General features: G+C 41.0%; 8 protein-coding genes and 1 pseudogene. 5 read left to right on the forward strand and 4 right to left on the reverse strand.

Features of this window, described 5'->3' with window-relative positions; translation table 11 throughout:
• Positions 1–282: 282 nt before the first annotated feature.
• Together V2H77_RS08795 and V2H77_RS08800 are read right to left on the reverse strand one after the other, a co-directional pair.
• Positions 283–684 carry a hypothetical protein gene (locus tag V2H77_RS08795; protein ID WP_139656059.1) on the reverse strand — a complete coding sequence of 134 codons (402 nt, stop codon included), beginning with the start codon at positions 682–684 and terminating at the stop codon, positions 283–285.
• The gene (locus tag V2H77_RS08800) at positions 684–1,244 is read right to left on the reverse strand and encodes a Panacea domain-containing protein (RefSeq protein WP_139656058.1); all 561 of its coding nucleotides are present in this window, start codon (positions 1,242–1,244) and stop codon (positions 684–686) included. Before V2H77_RS08800 ends, V2H77_RS08795 begins: the two co-directional genes overlap by 1 nt.
• Positions 1,245–1,489: 245 nt before the next feature.
• Between V2H77_RS08800 and V2H77_RS08805 the strand changes: the two are divergent.
• Positions 1,490–1,684 (forward strand): annotated as a pseudogene (locus tag V2H77_RS08805) (PIN domain-containing protein); the annotation flags it as partial.
• 359 nt (positions 1,685–2,043) lie between these two features.
• Here V2H77_RS08805 and rtxA read toward each other — a convergent pair.
• A complete protein-coding gene (gene rtxA, locus V2H77_RS08810) occupies positions 2,044–12,630 on the reverse strand; it encodes an MARTX multifunctional-autoprocessing repeats-in-toxin holotoxin RtxA (protein WP_341498494.1) in 10,587 nt (3,528 codons plus the stop codon).
• Between the two features lie 1,548 nt (positions 12,631–14,178).
• Between rtxA and V2H77_RS08815 the strand changes: the two genes are divergently transcribed.
• The 4 genes from V2H77_RS08815 to V2H77_RS08830 all read left to right on the forward strand — a co-directional run bounded on the left by V2H77_RS08815 (position 14,179) and on the right by V2H77_RS08830 (position 17,623).
• On the forward strand, positions 14,179–14,868 hold the full coding sequence (locus V2H77_RS08815) for a PAS domain-containing protein (RefSeq protein ID WP_341498495.1): 690 nt from the start codon (positions 14,179–14,181) through the stop codon (positions 14,866–14,868).
• Between the two features lie 41 nt (positions 14,869–14,909).
• On the forward strand, positions 14,910–15,596 hold the full coding sequence (locus tag V2H77_RS08820; protein ID WP_341498496.1) for a helix-turn-helix transcriptional regulator: 687 nt from the start codon (positions 14,910–14,912) through the stop codon (positions 15,594–15,596).
• An 838-nt stretch (positions 15,597–16,434) separates the two neighbouring features.
• Positions 16,435–16,914: a PAS domain-containing protein gene (locus V2H77_RS08825; RefSeq protein WP_341498497.1), complete on the forward strand. Its 480-nt coding sequence runs from the start codon at positions 16,435–16,437 to the stop codon at positions 16,912–16,914.
• 34 nt (positions 16,915–16,948) lie between these two features.
• Positions 16,949–17,623 (forward strand): LuxR C-terminal-related transcriptional regulator, encoded by a 675-nt coding sequence (locus V2H77_RS08830; RefSeq protein WP_341498498.1) that lies wholly within the window; start codon positions 16,949–16,951, stop codon positions 17,621–17,623.
• A gap of 481 nt (positions 17,624–18,104) precedes the next feature.
• Here the strand turns inward: V2H77_RS08830 and tssE are convergent, their stop codons facing one another.
• Positions 18,105–18,533 (reverse strand): type VI secretion system baseplate subunit TssE, encoded by a 429-nt coding sequence (tssE, locus tag V2H77_RS08835; RefSeq protein ID WP_341498499.1) that lies wholly within the window; start codon positions 18,531–18,533, stop codon positions 18,105–18,107.
• Positions 18,534–18,535 lie beyond the last annotated feature (2 nt).

Raw genomic sequence — 18,535 nt, forward strand, 5'->3', positions numbered from 1 at the left:
ATGCAAGTGCGTAACAGCTAATCATGCACGCGCAATTATCAATGTCGCTACATATGGCAACTGTTGCAATTGGTACCATCCAACCCACCAGCAAATTCACCTTCACTAAGAGCTATTAGTAGCTTAGTCCTAGATATTGATTGAATTGAATCCGGGGCCTCAATTGGAAGTTCGTTGCTTACTGCCATCGCCTTTTTGACCTTTGATTGTTTTTGGCATATTCCACCCATAAAACAAGGCCACACCGAAGTGCAGCCTTGAATTTAATATTTAAAACGAAATTTAGTTAATACAATATTTTTTATAGAAATTTCGAATTTCTAAAGTTACATGCGGAGATATATCAAACCCAGAAAGAATCCGATTAAAAACAGAATCACCACATGGTTCATGGATTTTAATATCACCAGCAGCCATATGCTGCTCAACTGTTACTGAACCAAAAATATCAGCACGACCATAGAAAACAAAACTCGGATGTCTAATAAAAGGATGATCGCCACAATTCAATATACATGTTCGATCATACGGTATATCCGGTTTCAAAGAGCTGATATTTACAGCCAGAAAACATGTCTTAGTTTTTTTAGGGTAAAAAACGGGATCACAGCAGATAATATATAAGTGATCTGTATACCCGGATGGGATAAGTAAACTTCCTTTCCTTAAAATCCCACCCGGCATTACCGCAATCCTTGAAGAAAACAGTCCAGTTGTTGCCTTTCTATTAACTCTCGCGCCAATTTCTCAGCAACTTCTGGTGATTTACCGACAGCAATAAAAACAGAAATTGGTGAAATAGGATAAGAACTGCCGCCTGGATCTTGCCACTCAGTACAATGTTTATGAGTATACTCGACAATCTCAAAGCGGCTCATATGACCGAACTGTTCCCAAATGGCATCCAGAACCTTTAATTCAGCATCAGAAAGAGATGCAAAATCATCCCTTGTTACACCTTTCCGTTTGAGTGAAATTTCATAATTCTCTTCACTTTTCATCCATGCCCCCCACCCAAATTCATCACTGGCGTAATCTCCAGTAATTAAATTTAAGGTTTGCGATAAAACTGGCCCTCTAGGCATAGATACCATTCGATCACCAGTGATAGGGTAGCCATAGTCATTCATAGATACCCTATCTGCCAGATAAAGCAACTTCATAAGCTTCAGATATGCCATGCGCCCGCCGCGCTTATGCAGCAAATAGGCAGCCATTTGGGCTACTTTTTCTTCGCAAAACATAGAAACCTCCAAGACTTTTTCGAAATACCAAACTGGCGATTTACACATATAATGTACCTCTAAATGCGCAACCATGAAAAGGTTAATTCTAATAAAGTCAATGAGTTAAAACTATATTCCTGATATATAAAGAATTAAAGATTTAAAAATTCTTTATCTTTAGGCTAAAAAGTGTATAGCAACCAACTCAACTCAAAATGTTGCTGTATGATCACTGTTGATCTTCGGTATAAATAAGATTCCAAAATTATGACGAACAAGCCGCATTTCACTATAGAAATATTCGTGCGTCACTAGAAAAAATTGGAAAACGGATCGGGGATAATGATCTGCATATTGCAGGGCATGCAAGAAGTAAGGGATTGATAGTTGTTACCAATAACACAAAGGAATTCAATAGGGTTGATGGATTGAGAGTGGAAGATTGGACACTAGATTGACAACACTAAGCAAAATCTGCCTCTGTATTAGCCGGGGCAAGATTTTATGAGAGTTTGTTATTACTCAGCTTTTAACGATTAACTTTTACAACAGTAATTAAATAACATTTTAAACTTATATTATTTTGGCATTCCTATTTTAACGCATAACCAAAATCGGCATAATAACAGTAAATTAATTCATTAATATGATCATACAAAAACAATATAGTCCTATAGTAAGAACAATTAAACGTTGTAATTAAATCAATTTAATATTAAAACAATGATAAAACATCACAAATAAAACTCAGAAATAATTCCTGAATAAATGGCCCACTATTCTGTGAGCCATTTTTACCTTTATTACAATGAATTAATTAAGCAAATTTCCCCTTACCAATCGTGACATCGGTCCACGCCGTTGTGATAGCCGTTTTCGCCTGACTGTCCAGACTCTCAATAAAACCATTATCACCCACTGTCGGGGAAAAACTACTCATAGCCTGAATCAAAGAATCCACCGCATTATCTGACAGTGACGTAAATTCACGCTCCCCTGACGCGTTCTTATCACTCATCCGAGTCACCAATTTGGCGCGATTGCCATTAAAGTAATCATTAAAGGTGACCGAACCTACCGATTCAAATCTCCCCTGAGCGGTGTTGTCCTGAGTATGACGATTCATTGACAGCACCAAATCATACCCGCTGCGCTGGAACCACAAGTTTCTCCAGTCAACACAGTTAAATAGGATCATATCTTCTGCGCTGATATCTCTCACTCGGTTATCAATCACCTCTCCGCTGACCACAAAGCTATCCACACCTGCACCGCCCCGGAAATGGTTCTGATACCCGCCCAACACCAGCAGATCCTGACCTTCACCACCATCAAATTGGCTGAACTTCGAAATCGCCGCGGCTATCAGATGATCATCACCTTCGCCGCCATTAATCACCGCATGGTAGCCCATCAACTTAATCGTATCATTGCCGGCATAACCATCGATCCGGTTGTCATTACCAAATACTCTGGCAAAGTCATCGCCTCCACCCAGTTCGGCTTGATTATTATTGCCGATGATCACTGCATAATCCTGACCTTCCCCGGTATCCACCCGGTTATAGTTGCCAGAAGTGACGACGTAATCTTGCCCGTTGCCGGCATCAATAAAACCACCTTCACCGAAGACAAACGTCTGGTCATTACCTTCCCCCATAAAGACATGGTTAATGCGCCCGGCCACTACCGCGGTATCATCCCCCTCACCGCCAAACATCCAGTTTTCACGTCCCATCAGGATGCCAAGATCATTGCCTTCACCACCGGTAAAGATATTGGAAGTTCCTAGTGAGTAATAGACATCATCACCGCGACCACCCCAGAAGTTGTTGTTATCGCCCAGATAGGCGCCAAGATCTTTACCGTCACCGCCCCAATTGAAGTTGTAATTCCCCAACGATACGTGAATATCGCCATCACCGTGCAAATGGCCGCTGTTACGCAGGAAATCAAACGTTTTTTCTTCCATATTAAGCAGATCTGTCGTCAGATTTTCTTTCAAGTTAGCCACTAACGATTTCATTTCTTGTTGCTTCTCTTCGCTAAACATCGTTGCAAACAGATTAGGTAAGTTAAGCGAATTAAAACCAAATGCAGGCTTGGGCTTATTATTGGTTTGAGCATTTTCTCCATTGATACTCACCGAAGCGCCTGATTCCTGACTCTCATCGGGCGCTTTCTCTTTCAGACCATGACTCTCGGCAAATGATCTGACGCCATCTTCGCCCATATCAATGCCCGCCTCCAAGCTATCAAGTAACTTTTCTGGATTGGTGAAAGCTTGTAGTTGATCACCGCTAAATTCCCCAATCACTTCCAGCATCTCTTGCAGAATCGCCTCACCATCAACCGATTCGCCCGTGCGGGAAATAATTTTCCCCTCTGCGGTGTAATTCACGCCAAAAATATCCGCTAAGGTGGTATCCGCATTTACACTCGCTAATCGGCCAACCAGCTTATTCTTAAGCTGACGCGGCAAGTCCTGTGGATGATAGGTAAAGGTGGTCTTCGCCATGCCCGTTGCTGAATATTGTTGCGTCATCAGACCAAATAGCGACCCCAAATTGGTATCCAGAATCGACTGGATATGGTCACCGAACATTAGGTTCCAGTTACCGGTTGTCACCTGGATATCCGCTCCTCGACCACCTACCGCGAAGTTGAAAGCCAGTTTCTGATTGGCCTGACGGAATTGTTCTATACGACTTATCTTGCCCATATCCGTGCCCGTGCCATGTTCGCCTAGCCACTGATTAAATTTCTTGTTCAATGTCAATTCAGCATCATGCTTCAAACCACGGCTGCTACGCTCATGTTGCGAATCCAGATCAGTCAATGTGTTGTAGTCCACGTTGCTGGTTTGGTCCAAACCGGACATATCTTCCACAAACCTCTTCGCGCCGGCGATGGTCCACTGCTGATCTTGTGCCGCCAGCCAATCTTGATCCTCACTGGAACCGGCAACCTCTTGCAATACGTGAGCAATACGCGCAGCGCCATCAAACGGATTAACCAACGGCGGCGTTGGAATGGATTTATCCATCATCACAATCAGATCATTACTGCGGCCCTGATTAAAGCTGACATTGCGATTACCGATAAACATTTGCGCCCCTTCAAGCGCTTGGTAGCCTGCAATATCGAAGCTGTGTTTACTGTCGCCATTACCGATGTGCGCCATCACATTGTTATCACCGAAGGCCAGTGATTTAAAACCACCGCTACCCACTTTAATCCCGACGTTCGAGGTTCCCCAATTGAGGGCAGTAAACTCTCCATCTCCCACATTTACCTGAATATTACCGGAATAACTGAGTTGATTATTCGATTGATCGTCAGGGTCAACCTGAATGGTATTTTCACGTTTCTTTGGTTGAACTAACACTTCATTGTGACCGGTAATCGCGCCTTTAATAACGGTATCAGCTTCGGTATGTCCTACTCTGGAGAGGTTGATATCACTTTCAGCAATACCACGACGAATCTGTTCGGTATGCGTGATCAGCTCATTTTTATCATTCCAACTTAATACGACTTTGTTATCAGACAGATTGTTAACCCATTGGTTATTTTGATCACGGGTAAATTTGCGTCCACCGGCATCAACAGCCACTTCACTACTGCGAGCGGAAACATCGCTGCGAATGCCTTGTTTATCCAACACTGAGATAAATCGACGAGCAAAGCCATCCCGTTTGTCATCACTTATCAAAGAACAAGCCACAATACTGATGTGATCAGGTTTATGAATTATACGGTCCCCCAGATTAATCTTCTGATAAAACCGCGTTAATCTGGTCGCCAGTTCATCCGCAGCATAACCACTCAGACGAACGTTATTTTGTTCCGACGCATCACGGCCATGACCGACAATCTGCCAACGTAACTTACCGGATAATCTGGCAAGATCGCCATAAACCACCCGATATTTGCCCTTAGAGTTAAGTTGAACCACTACGCTAGAATCTGAGTGTTTACCCGCCAGATTGGCCGCGGCTTTAGCGACGATCGGATCATCTTCCATTTGGATAATAATCTGACCATCAAAGCGAGTTTCACGGCCATCAGCTTGTGGCGTCACCGTCTCTACTTGCCAATCACCGAGTTGCCTGCTCGCTTTCTTATCCTGCTGAGTATCGTCGATGATATTGGGTTCTGGCCTCTTATTCTTACCCGATAATTCGTCTAATTCTTCCACCGCTGGACGACTTTGATGCTTCACCCTGGCATGTTTCTGATAGAATTCCCCAGTTTCCTGGAAAGCGTTATCCAGCGCCTGATTTATCCACACTTTGCTTTCTTCACCGGCAATATCCACCAGCTCCCGATAATTAGCAGTATAGCTGTTCAGTATCTGTTTACGTTGTTCATCACCGGTTACCTGTAATGCCTGATAAACTGCCAGACTTTCGTTGACGGAATGACCGCCATCAAATACCAGAAACGCCAGCGTGTTGAGATAGCCCTGTCTAGCCGAGAAAGTAGGCTGTTCACTGGCGATCTGTTCACTAGCAATATAGTTGTTGAGATGAACCATGATATTGGTCGAGCCAGAGGCTCCCGTCACCACAGCGTGACCTTGCGCTAGCGTATTATGCTCAAATTCTGTCTCCCATCCAGGAACTAAGATCCGTCCTGCGGCAACCTTTCTGCCATATAAAAAGTCATCATGCTTGTTATTGGCAGGTTGGTAAGGCAATGCCGTACCATAATCGTTAGTCTGCTTTTCGGTTATATCAACTTCATACGTGACATCAGCCCCGCTCGTCAGTTGACTACTGGTCGAACGGGCTTTAGTAATAACATCCTCATAGAAACGATCCCCTTTAACCTTCCACTCTGTACGTTCCATTCCCATTCCTGGGGTAATTGCCATTTTTACTGCCAGAAATGGCGCCTTAATCACAGCAAAACCATCATCAACTTGAGTCATCATGATTTTGAAATTGGCAAAAGTCGGTTCATCCAGAAACGTCGTCAATTCAGGCACCCGACTAAACCAAGGGCGAAAGTCCTTATTTATGGCCTTGGCGAACCCCGCCATTTTTTTAGCAATAATCTTCTCACGCTCGGTTACATCAGGATAAAAACCCCCTATCCACCGTTCAAATTTCTCTACCAGAAATTGTCCTATCTGCCTGGAAGTGGTCATGGCATTCTGTGGCGCTGTTTTCACCAATTCATAGGCCAATTCAGAATCAAAATGGCGACCAAACAGGTTGTCAATATATTGTCCCGTCGTCTTTTCCTTACGAGCATCAGCCAGTAACCGTTGAGCTAACCTGTGTAATTCAGGATGTGTCTGCAATTGGGTAACCGCATCCTCAAATAGCTTAATGGTTTCCTGTCGTGTTACTTGTCCGCTAAGCCAAAGGTTTTTGGCCCGTTCAACTAATGGCACACCTTCGGGAATAGCGTCTTGTTGCAATCGGCTAACGAAAACGATGAGGCTTTCACTCTCAGTTTTAGGCGCTTCCCGTTCCGCAGCAGAGTTAATCTGAGTCAATGGCTTGATTTGTAAATCAGTAAGACGATTAATTTCACTTTGCCCGATATCACTTTTCAGACCGACCACACGCCCGAACCCATCAAAGGATACCTGTTGGTCAAACTGTGCAACATGGTCAGGCGATAAGCTAACCCCTAAAATCCCGGCTGATTCAGCTCTTTTTGCTTGAAGATAGGCAACCAATTCCCCCATCTCAAAACGCAGGCTTTTGACTAATCCGCCACGCTTAGCAAATTCATTCGGATCATGCTGTTGCCAATGAGCAAGCGCTTGCTCAAGCTGCAACACATGCTGCTCATCAGGTTGTTCAACCGCATTGCTGAAAGCCTCACGTACTGCCGCCAGCGCCTTGCTGGGCCGATCAGTATTTATCTGACCAAGATATCTTTTCGTCGAATCAATAAACTGTTTGTTACCCTGACTCAGCAAGAAAGGCTCAAATTCTCTCAGGATGGAAGAATGAGATTTAAAGCTATCTCCACCAACAACTTGCCCTAACCCTTGCAAATTGATACCCGAAATTACAGGTGCTTTTGTGATTAACTTTCTGGGTTGATTTGAGATAGGCTCCACAACTCTATCGGATGACGTTCCAGTAAGAGAGGAAATAATCGAAGCACCGACATGTTCCGCATGAATATCCCTGTTAATCTGTAGTCGATTAATCGCTTGTTGAGCATTATTCAATGCCATCAAATCTGCGGCTGTTAATGTCAGATCTTCACTGTTCCAGCCATTAGCTTCCGTTTTGGCTTCTGGATTGATATGACTTTTCGGTTTCACTACGTCGATTGGTGTATAAGCCTTCCCAGACAAACCACTGCCGGTCGCTCCGCTACGATCCGGCTTTGCATCATCAGCCTGTTTCGCTCTTTTAGCATCAAGCTGTACCTGAGCGGCTTTATTTTTCGCTACCGAGCTATCATGTTCACCGCGTTGTTTCGCTTCTTCATACACAGCATAGGCGTCGCTTTCCGCTTTTGCTGCCCGCAGACGTTGTAAATCTGCTTCTTTCTGTCTTGATTTCGCTTTTGTACGCTCGTCCTCAATATTGTCGTCTGCGTTCTTTATATGCTGATAACTTTGCTCTAAACCGGCTGCTGATTTGCCAATTGCATTTTTTACTTGTTGTTGGTTATCAATAAGGAGCGGCTGTAAATCAGCTAATTTTTTCTGTGAAATAAATTTGGTGTCATCTAATTTCTCCTGAGTACGGCCCAAATATCCCATAGCAAACCGGTCACGCCACTTATCACCCGATTGACCCGTGTAATTGGCATAGCCATTAAGCGCATTCAAACGTTGAGTCATCGAGAACAATTCTTTCGTTACTGCCCGCTCTTCTCCACTTATTGCATCACGCTGTAATTGCCCATTGGTATTCAACGCATTTTGATCTGTTGATTCCAATTGGAATTGTGATTTTGAAATTATTTTAAGTTGGTTTTCTCGTTCTTGTTCCAGAATCCGACGATTTTCTTCCGCTTTCTCTTTATCACTTAACGCATTTTGCTCAGCGCTGTCCTGTTTTGCATGTTTAATCACCGCATCAGCTTGTGATGATGATTCATTCTGAGTCGAATCAACCTTGTCTCCAATATGCAAGGCATTCTGGATAGCCTCAGTATCAGGGATTTCCACTTGAGTTACCGTACCGCTTAATTTATCACGCAGATCCGAACCAACTTCATCAATGGCATTCATATGGAAACCATCAATGGCAGAAACTTCAGTTAAATGAATCGCTCCTCGGCCTCTATACGTACCAGAACTATTCGCCTCATTACCGTGAATCAGATAGCTAATTGCCTGACTACCTTCCACACTTAACACAGTTCGTTTAATACTTTTAAACAGAAAAGGAAGGTTATTACTTTGCGTATTGCTTTCCGCAATAGAAAAAGTGTAGAAATCGCCGTTACCCACCTTAATCGCGACATTATTACGCGCATAAGAGACGTTAATCCCCAAACCATCACCAATATGAATATTGGCATTGCCTTTACCTTTCATGATCGCAACATTGAGACCATGCCCGACTTTAGTATTAACGTTATATTCACCCCACGCTGCGTTAACGGAAACTCCATCACCCACTTTGGTATTGATATTAAAATCGCCATGCGTCGCAGTGATACTTAAACCATTCCCTACCGAAGTCGTAATATTGGCTTTGCCTTTTGCCGCAGTAATCTGCACACCATCACCTACTTTGGTGACAATATTCCCTTTACTCCACAAGGCATTAAAGCTGTCGCCGTTACCCACCTGAGTCACAATGTTGGCATCAGCTTTGGCAAGCACGACATTACGCCCATCACCGACCTTGGTAATTACATTAGCTTTGCCCCAAGCGCCGGTATAATCATCACCTTGCCCCACATGGGCGATAATATTGGCATCCCCCTGAACCACCGTGATTTCCTGCTCATTACCCACTTTGGTAATGATGTTCGCTTTACCTTTGGCAAAATTATAACGATTACCATCACCAACCTGAGTCAGGATATTCGCATCTCCCCAAACAGCATTAACGCCGATACCGCTCCCCACTTTGGTAATGATATTCGCTTTACCTTTGGCGAAACCCACCGTCGTACCATTACCGACATGGGTCATGATGTTACCCACATCGGAAATAAGTAAACCGATTGTTGTCCCGTTACCCACTTTCGTTAGAATATTGCCCTTACCGAATAGCACGCCAGCAGTGGTTGATGATCCCTTATGAGTGATGACATTGGCTTCCGCCGCCGCAACCACTCCCATAAAATCATCACCCACTTTGGTGACAATATTCGCTTCTCCTAACGCTAACACACCGGTTAAGCCATTGCCGGAATGAGTCATGATATTGGCCCGACCAAACATTGCCGCCAATGTTGTACCATCACCTACCCGGGTCATCACATTCAGCTCACCGGCAAACAAGCCAATACTGGCGCCATTCCCTACATGCGAATAGATATTAGCCTCGCCAACCATCAAACCGAGCGCCAAATCATTGCCCGCTTTCGTCAGGATATTGCCCTGCCCAATCATCGCGGCAAAAGTTGAGCCATTCCCTACATGGGTCATCACATTGGCCTCACCGATCATTGCCGCCAGCGTCATGCCGTTACCCACTTTGGTTGCAATATTGCCTTTAGCCAACATCAAGGCAACACTCATTTCATCACCAATATGAGTAAACACATTGCCGGCAGCTATCATCAATGCCAGCGCCTTACCATCCCCCACATTGGTAAACACATTCCCCAAGCCCCCCATCAATCCCCATGCATCACCGTTACCTACATGGGTAAAGATATTGCCGCCGCCAATCATGGCCGCAATTGCAGTTCCATTACCCACTTTGGTAAAGATATTGCCTGCGGCTCCCATGACCCCCAGAGTCTGACCGCTACCGACATGAGTCAGCACATTACCTATGCCAAGCATAATACCCGTGGTGTCATCGTTTCCGACTTTGGTCAAGATATTAGCGCCGCCTAACATCACACCTGTCGTACTCCCGTTACCTATGTGGGTAAACACATTGGCGCCGCCGCCCATCAGCGCAATAGCGCTACCTCGGCCTTTTTTCGTCAGAATATTGGCGCCGCCTAACGCAACCGCTGTGATATCTGATTTTTTATCATCATTGAGATGGGTGATAATGTTAGCCCCACCAAGCATACCGGCAACCAAATCACCAGCACCAAGCTTAGTCAGCACATTGGCGCCGCCCACCTGTACTGAGGAGAGTTTTCCCTCACCGGTTTGGGTCATCACGTTAAAACCGCCTGCACCTAACCAATTTGCATTGCCATTCCCTATTTGGCTATGAGTGTTATACCCCCCAAGCATGATAACCCGGCTATTGCCGTTACCTTGATGGATCGAGATATTACCCATCGCCAAAAGATGAGCCAGATACCGTCCGTCACCGATACGAACCAGAACGTTTGCCGCACCGCCAGCGTAAACATCCATTTCCCCATGCTGACTTTGATGAACCAGCACATTTGCCAGACCTGCGCCACGGAATGTCAGATTGCCCTCTTTACCCCTTTTCACGATGACATTAGCGGCACCGGCACCGTCAAAATTGACATCGCCGCTTGTGACACTGGAAGTAATGACATTACCGCCCCCCATGCCCTTGAAATTAATGTCACCGGTGCTGTCACCTGTATCCGCGGATGATTTCACCAATTCCTGATGACTGTACTCTTCGGTATGTGATAAATGCTCAGAAACACGGCATACTGAATTCACTTTGTATTGCAGATGGGTTAGCGAGTATCCACCTATATCCATCGAGCGATAACCATTTTTTGGGGAAAAATCTTCCGCAGCCAAATTGTTAGTATGATCGCCCGCTTTGTACCACGCACTGGCATAATATTGCAGCGCACCTGTTTTAGGCTCATTTCTCAACTCAACCATCACCACTTTGGTATATGACTCAACATACTTGGCATAAATATAAGTGTTCGGTTGACGGTTCGATTTCACCGCTGAAACATCCAATACCAAACCACCGGAATGAATTGCATTCCCATGCATTTTGGCATCAACCAACGTGACATCTCCTGCTCTGGCATTGGTTCCACCGGCATAAGTCACCCACTGGTTTTCCTGCAAATCTTCTTCAACAGTATGCTGAATAGTAACGGGTTGATGATGTTCAAAAATTAGATTAAAGAGGCGGTAGCCCCCATTGAAACGTATATCGAAAAATCCATTATTTGCAGAGATATTCTGCGTAGCAAGATTATTAAGATGATTGCCATCTTTGTACCAAGAAGTGGCGTAATAACCGAGCTTACCGGTTTCAGGATCATTTTGAAGTTGGACCTTAACAAGCTTAGTGTACATTTCATCGGCAAACGCAAACAGATAAGTGTTAGGCTCAACAGTTGATTTAATCCCCATCACTTGTTGGTGTTGAGATTGTTGGAGCCACTTTCCTCCCATAGTCGCCGTTGTTAATACGATCTCTTCCGCTTTAGCGTATTCCAAAGCGTCATCACGAGAACCGCTATCTACACCAATTCTTGCTATTTCATTGTAAGCGCCGGCGCCATCGAAAGTAATATCACCATGTGCGACATCAGAATAAAGCCGGTTATATCCTCCTGCCCCGTCAAATTCGATATTACCGTGGGTCTGTCCATATTGATCTTGACTTTGGCGCAAGCGTTCAATACGGTTTGATGCCCCTGCTCCATGCAAAATAATATTGCCTTCTTTACCCTTACGTATAATGTGATTATCAACCCCGGCACCGGTGAAATTAATATTACCGCTTTCAACCCTCGAACTAATACTATTTGCCGCTCCCCCACCTTCAAATTTCACATCGCCGTGGCTTTTTTCATAGTGATCATGCCAGGTACGATCAATTTTATTTCCAGCGCCCGCGCCGGAAAAATTTAAATCGCCCTGATTGGTTTCATGCCATAATTCGTTATAACCTCCGACACCGTCAAAAGTCACTTTACCGGATTGCCCTTTACGACTCAGGCCATTATAAGCAGCCGCCCCAGAGAAATTGAGATTACCGCGGCTCCCCCGGTGATCGATAGCAACCCCTCCCGCCGCGCCAGCAAATGAAATATCACCATTACCACTCTTATCAACACCCGAATAACCCGTAGCGCCATGTACTGACAGATTACCTTCCTTATCCACTATTTTTAAATAACCGGCACCGCCATTAACAACTTTATTACCAGAATCAGCATAGACCGTCGCCCCAATCGACCCAAGGGTAATACGATCATCTCCACCTTTAGCATAAATAACCCCTCCTACGCCGATGGCAACAATATTATTACCATCATCATCATCGTAGTATTTCCCAGTAAAGAAATATTCTGTACTACGGTTTGATGATTTACCCATAAATAATCCCTTAATTTAGCTGTGGTTAAATAGAAAACCACTGCATCTGACAGATACAGCAGCGGTTTTGAGAGTCTAGTTTTCCGTGGGCAAAGCAAATCCACCGTTCTACCCACGGAAGAAAATATAATGACAGCCATCAATTAGGTATTATTTATATCATTTTCTCTAATTTATACCTGTTATCTTTCAAGCTGCCTCTTTGTTGGCTGCACTCACTCACCCCGGTCACATAGTTATCTATGCTCCCGGGGATTCGCTCCCTTGCCGTCGCGATGCATCTTGAAATCCATAGGGTATAGGCAGATTACTCTAACTCTATTAAGTTATTATTCATTTGATTATTTACTTTCTAATCAATGAAATAATAAGAATTTTTTATAACTGATATCAGAGATGATTATTCGAATTTTTTAAACATATTTTCGCCTCAACAAGAAATTTATTCACCAAGATTGCAAAATATATCGTGAAATAAAAAATACAAGCTCATAGACATAATGATCCTATATATACAAATACTGTCAGAAGAATAAAATAATATAGAGCAAAAACTCAAAATCAATATTAATACACGAGAAAGTCTGTTTACCCCCCACATATTGCCCTATATCCCCACACTGATGTTAACAATACAAATAAGATAGTAAAGAATAAGATTAAATTACAGATTAGCTTATTTTTTTATTAAAATTATTAAAAAGTTTTTCATAAATAAAATTATTAGCTGAATTAAACCAATAAATACAACATCACTAACTATAATGAGGGACAGCACGCCAGGTGAGGATTGATATAGCCAAGGTTAATTATTACCCAGGCTAAGATGATGGAAATGTTAACTTAAACCTATTTGCGGTCAATAAAAATAACTTGGAAATCACTGAAATAGAAAAAACCAAATTTATGTTAGCGTCATTCATTAAGTATGTACTACTTAATCCCAATGAGTGTAACTATTGCCAGCTATCCTTTTAAAAGGGATAGTGATCACAAATAATAAGAAAAACTAAGAGTATATACTTAACACAACAGGTGTAATTTGCTTAGCTCAATCTTCAAGCCACATCAAAAACGTGTCCAAAAACTATCGTTTCTTTCATACTACTATCCATATTTGTTCTTTATTACAAAAAAAGTAAATGAAATAGCTTAACAAAACAGCTATTAAGCATTAGGACAAATAACTATTTATCCATTGACAACAACCAGGATGCTAATAATTTTGGATATAATCTGCACTTATTTACTATTAATGATGGATGCTTTCCAGCTAAAAAGTGGCTGATATCAGGCACAACAGCGAGCGCAGCAACAGCTTCCAACGACTCTTTTAATAAATACTCAAATAATTCACACATAAAATAGTATATATAGTTATATTTCTTGTCATTTAAAGTTTCATTGTAAAATAGTAAAAATTCAATTAATAAACATACGCTTTTTGACGAGAAAAGTATTATATTCTATTATATAGCAGTCCACTTAACACATAATCGAAAAAGCAACCATTCAGATAACAATTTAAATAAGAATTTAGGAGTTACTATGTCAAATATAAGAAACAAACCCGCTCTTATTACGCCACAATTAACCATGATGTGGGATAAAAGCAATGAACCTTGGGGTGCCAGAGATCACCAGTCACGATTTATTTATGCTAACTCTGCTTTCTATCAACTGCTCAACCTTCCTGAAGATTTCGATATTATAGGGCTTTCTATGGGTGAATTACCCTCACCTATTGCTGAATATGCCGAAGAGCTCCATCGTCAGGATCAAAAAGCCATCCAAACTATGCAACGCGTTACTTCACTGGAAACGCATCAGTTTGGCGCACATAACGTTAAACAGACCTATATTTGCGATAAATTTCCCCTTTTTGATGAGAATAATGATTGCATTGGGATCTTCTTTCATATGTATAAGGCTAAAGATTTTTCTGTTTCTTACTATTATGAGAGAACATCGCCATCAACCCTGGAATTTATGCCGCCTAATAATATATTGACGCAAACCGAGTGGGAAGTGCTTTTTCTAACCCTACGCTCACAAGATGAAGAGAGCATCAGTAAAGAATTAATGATCAGCACAGAAGATGTCGTTAATCACATTCAGTCAATTTACCAGAAATTTAATTTACCACCAGAGACAGAATTAGCAGATTTCTGTAAGAAAAATAACTATCACCTTTATATTCCTGAAAGGTTTCTTACCATTGGCAGCAAGGAATTATAAATTTAAATTACTGATAATTAATTATACAATAGGGTTTCATTATGAACAAAATTAATAAGCTAACTATTTCATCTCAAATCATTAATACTTTGCAGCAAAGTAATGAACCTTGGGGAATCAAAGATAAAAATTCATGTTTTATTTACGGCAATCTAGCACTTAAGCATCTTCACAATATTTCAAATTCATTTGATTATGAAGGACAATATGATGATGAAATTCCTTGGGATGGAGCGGGGTTTGCAAAAGAATTCGTCATTCATGATCAAAAGGTAATGGAGAAAGAAGCAAGAGTCTGTTCACTTGAAACACATATCTTCGGGAAAGATAAATTTCTTTCATCTTATTTCCAAGAAAAATATCCACTCTATAATGATAAAAACGAATGTATCGGCACCATTCACCATGCATGGAAAGCTCAGGATTTCTCATTCACCCGTCTGTTTCATGGAAAACTACCGGCATCTATTATGTTCCAACCACCGACCGATATATTTACGCAACGAGAATGGGATGTTATTTTTCTTCTGTTACATAAATATACTAGTAAGCAGATGGGTAAAATGTTAAATATTTCCTATCGTACTATTGAAACCCATCTTTCACGAATATATAAAAGAGTTGGTGTTCATTCTAGCAAACAACTGGAAGAATATTGCCGCACAAATGACTATGATCTCTATGTACCAGAAAGATTTGTGCATCCAGAAAGCAAAATGTTTCCTTGACTCCTAAATAACAACAGAGTTTTTATGAAGAAGAACTATAAAATATCACCTCAAATTATTAACACAATGGGAATAAGTCATAAACCATGGGGCGTAAAAATAGTTCTTCATTTATTACTTATAGCAATTAAGTAATAAAATTTATTTATAATGATAAAAAATTATTTTATTATGGAAAGATTAAAACCAAACTTACGTTTGCGCCATTAATTAAGTATTTACTACTTAATCCCAATAAAAGTCACCATTTCCAACTTTTATTTTAAAAGGGTAATAAATGCAAACAATATGTAAAACTAAGAACATATACTTAACACAACAGACGTAATTTACTTAGTTTAATCTTCAAGCCACATCAAAAAATGTGTTCAAAAACCATTATTTTTTTCACGATACTGTTCAGATTTATTCTTTATTACCAAGAAGAGTAAATAAAATAATTTAACAGAACAGCTATTAAGCATTAGGAAAAATAATTATTCATTAATTGACAACAATAAGGGTGCTGATAATTGCAAGTATAATCTGCATTTATTTACCATTAATGATTGATGATTTCCAACTAAAAAACACCCGACATCAGGCTCAACAGCAAGCACAGCAACGGATTCCAACTATTTTTTCGGCAAATTCCTCAAATAATTTTCATCTAAAATAGTATATATAGTTATATTATTTCATGTTTAAAGTTTCATTATTAAATAGTAAAAAATCAATTAATAAACATACGCTTTTTGACGAGAAAAGTATTATATTCTATTATATAGCAGTCCACTTAAGACATAATCGGAAAAGCAATCATTCAGATAATAATCTAAATAGGAATTTAGGAGTTATTATGTTAAATATAAGAAACAAACCCAGTCATATTACGCCACAATTAACACTAATGTGGGATAAAAGTAATGAGCCTTGGGAAGCCAGAGATCGCCAATCAAGATTTATTTACACTAACCCTGCTTTCTATCAACCGCTCAACCTTCCTGAAGATTTCGATATTATAGAGCTATCTATGGGTGAATTACCCTCACCTATTGGCGAACATGCAGAAGAATTAGACCGTCAAGATCAAAAAGCCATTCAAACTATGCAACGCGTCACTTCACTGGAAACGCATAAGTTTAGCGAACATAAGGTTAAACAAACTTATATTTGTGATAAATTTCTCCTCTGTGAAGATATCGTTAACCATATTCAGTCAATTTACCAGAAATTTAATTTATCACCACAGATAGAATTATCAGATTTCTGTAAGAAAAATAACTGTCATCTTTATATTCCTGAAAGATTTCTTACTATTGGCAGCAGGGAATTGTAAATTTAAATCATTAACTGCACAATAGGACCTCACCATGGAAAAAATCAATAAGCTAACTATTTCATCCCAAGTCATTAACACCATGCAGCAAAGTAATGAACCTTGGGCAATCAAAGACAAAGACTCATGTTGGATTTTTGGTAATCTGGCATTTAGACAAATCCAGGATCTCCCAGATTTATTTGATTATGAGGGGAAATATGATAATGAACTCCCCTGGAATGGGGCTGAATTTGCAAAAGATTTCGTTATTCACGATAAAAGTGTTATGAAACAAGGGCAAAGGATATGTTCACTTGAAACACATACATATGGGAAGGATACATTTCCATCATCTTATTTCTCGGAAAAATATCCACTCTATAATGATGAAAACGAATGTACCGGCATCTTTCTTCATGCATGGGAAGCCAAAGACTACTCATTAGCCAATCTACATCTATATTACAAAACATTACCAGCATCAATTATACTCCAACCACCAAGCGATATTTTTACGCCGCGTGAATGGGATATCATTTTTTTCTTTTTACAAAAATATACCAGGAAACAGATTGGACAGAAATTAAATATTGCTTACCATACCGTTGAAACTTATATGGCTCGGATATATGGCAAGATAGGTATTCACTCCAGCCAACAACTGGAAGAATACTGTTTAGCAAATAATTTCCATCATTATGTACCAGAGAAATTCTTATTGTCCTAGCAATTTAATTCTTACACTGTTCTGCTTCTGACAATAAAATTCAATCTGGACATACCAGAAGAAATAACGGCAGCCTTATTAATAAGTTAAGGCTGCCGCTGATATAGCATTATCAATGTTATTATGGAAAAACGAATTAACACAATTCTGCCGTCTTTTCTTCTCATTTAAGATTTTATTCACTTAAGCATTACGAAAATAACACCAAAAAAACCCTCAAAGAAGGAAAAAATTCATTTTCCTTTAATATCAATATGAGTTTCTGATTTTCAATTCCAATACGAGGATAAACTCTTAAAATAAAGAATAACATCAGGCATTGTGCGCTTTTGGCTAAACAAAGATAAATCCATTGATTAAAACAAGAATTAATTTACGAGCATCATTCCGAGAAAACCACACCATCCTTGACTGCCCTGTCAATTAGCGCAACAGCAATAAAGGTCAAGAGTGGATTTAACAAGACAGACATAAACAGAACTTAATCGATATACCCTTGCTGACGTAAATGGCGGACCAACACATTCCCTTCCGGCACAAACTCGGTACTAAAACGCACCAGCCCAATACCTTTGAGTTCAGCGCTGATGTCATAACGCAGATGCCCCGGCGCAAGCTCCGACAATAACGTCACATCAACTCGTTTCAAACGCGGTTCATAGGTCAACAACGTGTGCTCAATCGTCGAGACCAAGCGCTGTGACGACGCAGGCAACCCTCGCAGAATGGTGTCAAGATCAGGCAGACCATAATCGGGCAGATGGGTGAGCGAACCAGCACGGCTATTAAGGATACGTTGCATATTGTCTAATACCGACAAAATTACCTGATCTTCTTCACTCACCTGATGCAACTCCAAACCGCAGTTAAAATTACCGAAAAGATTTTCATACAGAGAAGGTTTTTTCATTT

This window comes from Photorhabdus sp. P32, assembly GCF_038085095.1.
Lineage (GTDB): Bacteria > Pseudomonadota > Gammaproteobacteria > Enterobacterales > Enterobacteriaceae > Photorhabdus > Photorhabdus luminescens.

Coding starts and splice junctions, on each gene's coding strand:
- V2H77_RS08795 (WP_139656059.1), bottom strand. CDS start 684: ATGCCGGGTGGGATTTTAAGGAAAGGAAGTTTACTTATCCCATCCGGG.
- V2H77_RS08800 (WP_139656058.1), bottom strand. CDS start 1,244: ATGTTTTGCGAAGAAAAAGTAGCCCAAATGGCTGCCTATTTGCTGCAT.
- rtxA (WP_341498494.1), bottom strand. CDS start 12,630: ATGGGTAAATCATCAAACCGTAGTACAGAATATTTCTTTACTGGGAAA.
- V2H77_RS08815 (WP_341498495.1), top strand. CDS start 14,179: ATGTCAAATATAAGAAACAAACCCGCTCTTATTACGCCACAATTAACC.
- V2H77_RS08820 (WP_341498496.1), top strand. CDS start 14,910: ATGAACAAAATTAATAAGCTAACTATTTCATCTCAAATCATTAATACT.
- V2H77_RS08825 (WP_341498497.1), top strand. CDS start 16,435: ATGTTAAATATAAGAAACAAACCCAGTCATATTACGCCACAATTAACA.
- V2H77_RS08830 (WP_341498498.1), top strand. CDS start 16,949: ATGGAAAAAATCAATAAGCTAACTATTTCATCCCAAGTCATTAACACC.
- tssE (WP_341498499.1), bottom strand. CDS start 18,533: ATGAAAAAACCTTCTCTGTATGAAAATCTTTTCGGTAATTTTAACTGC.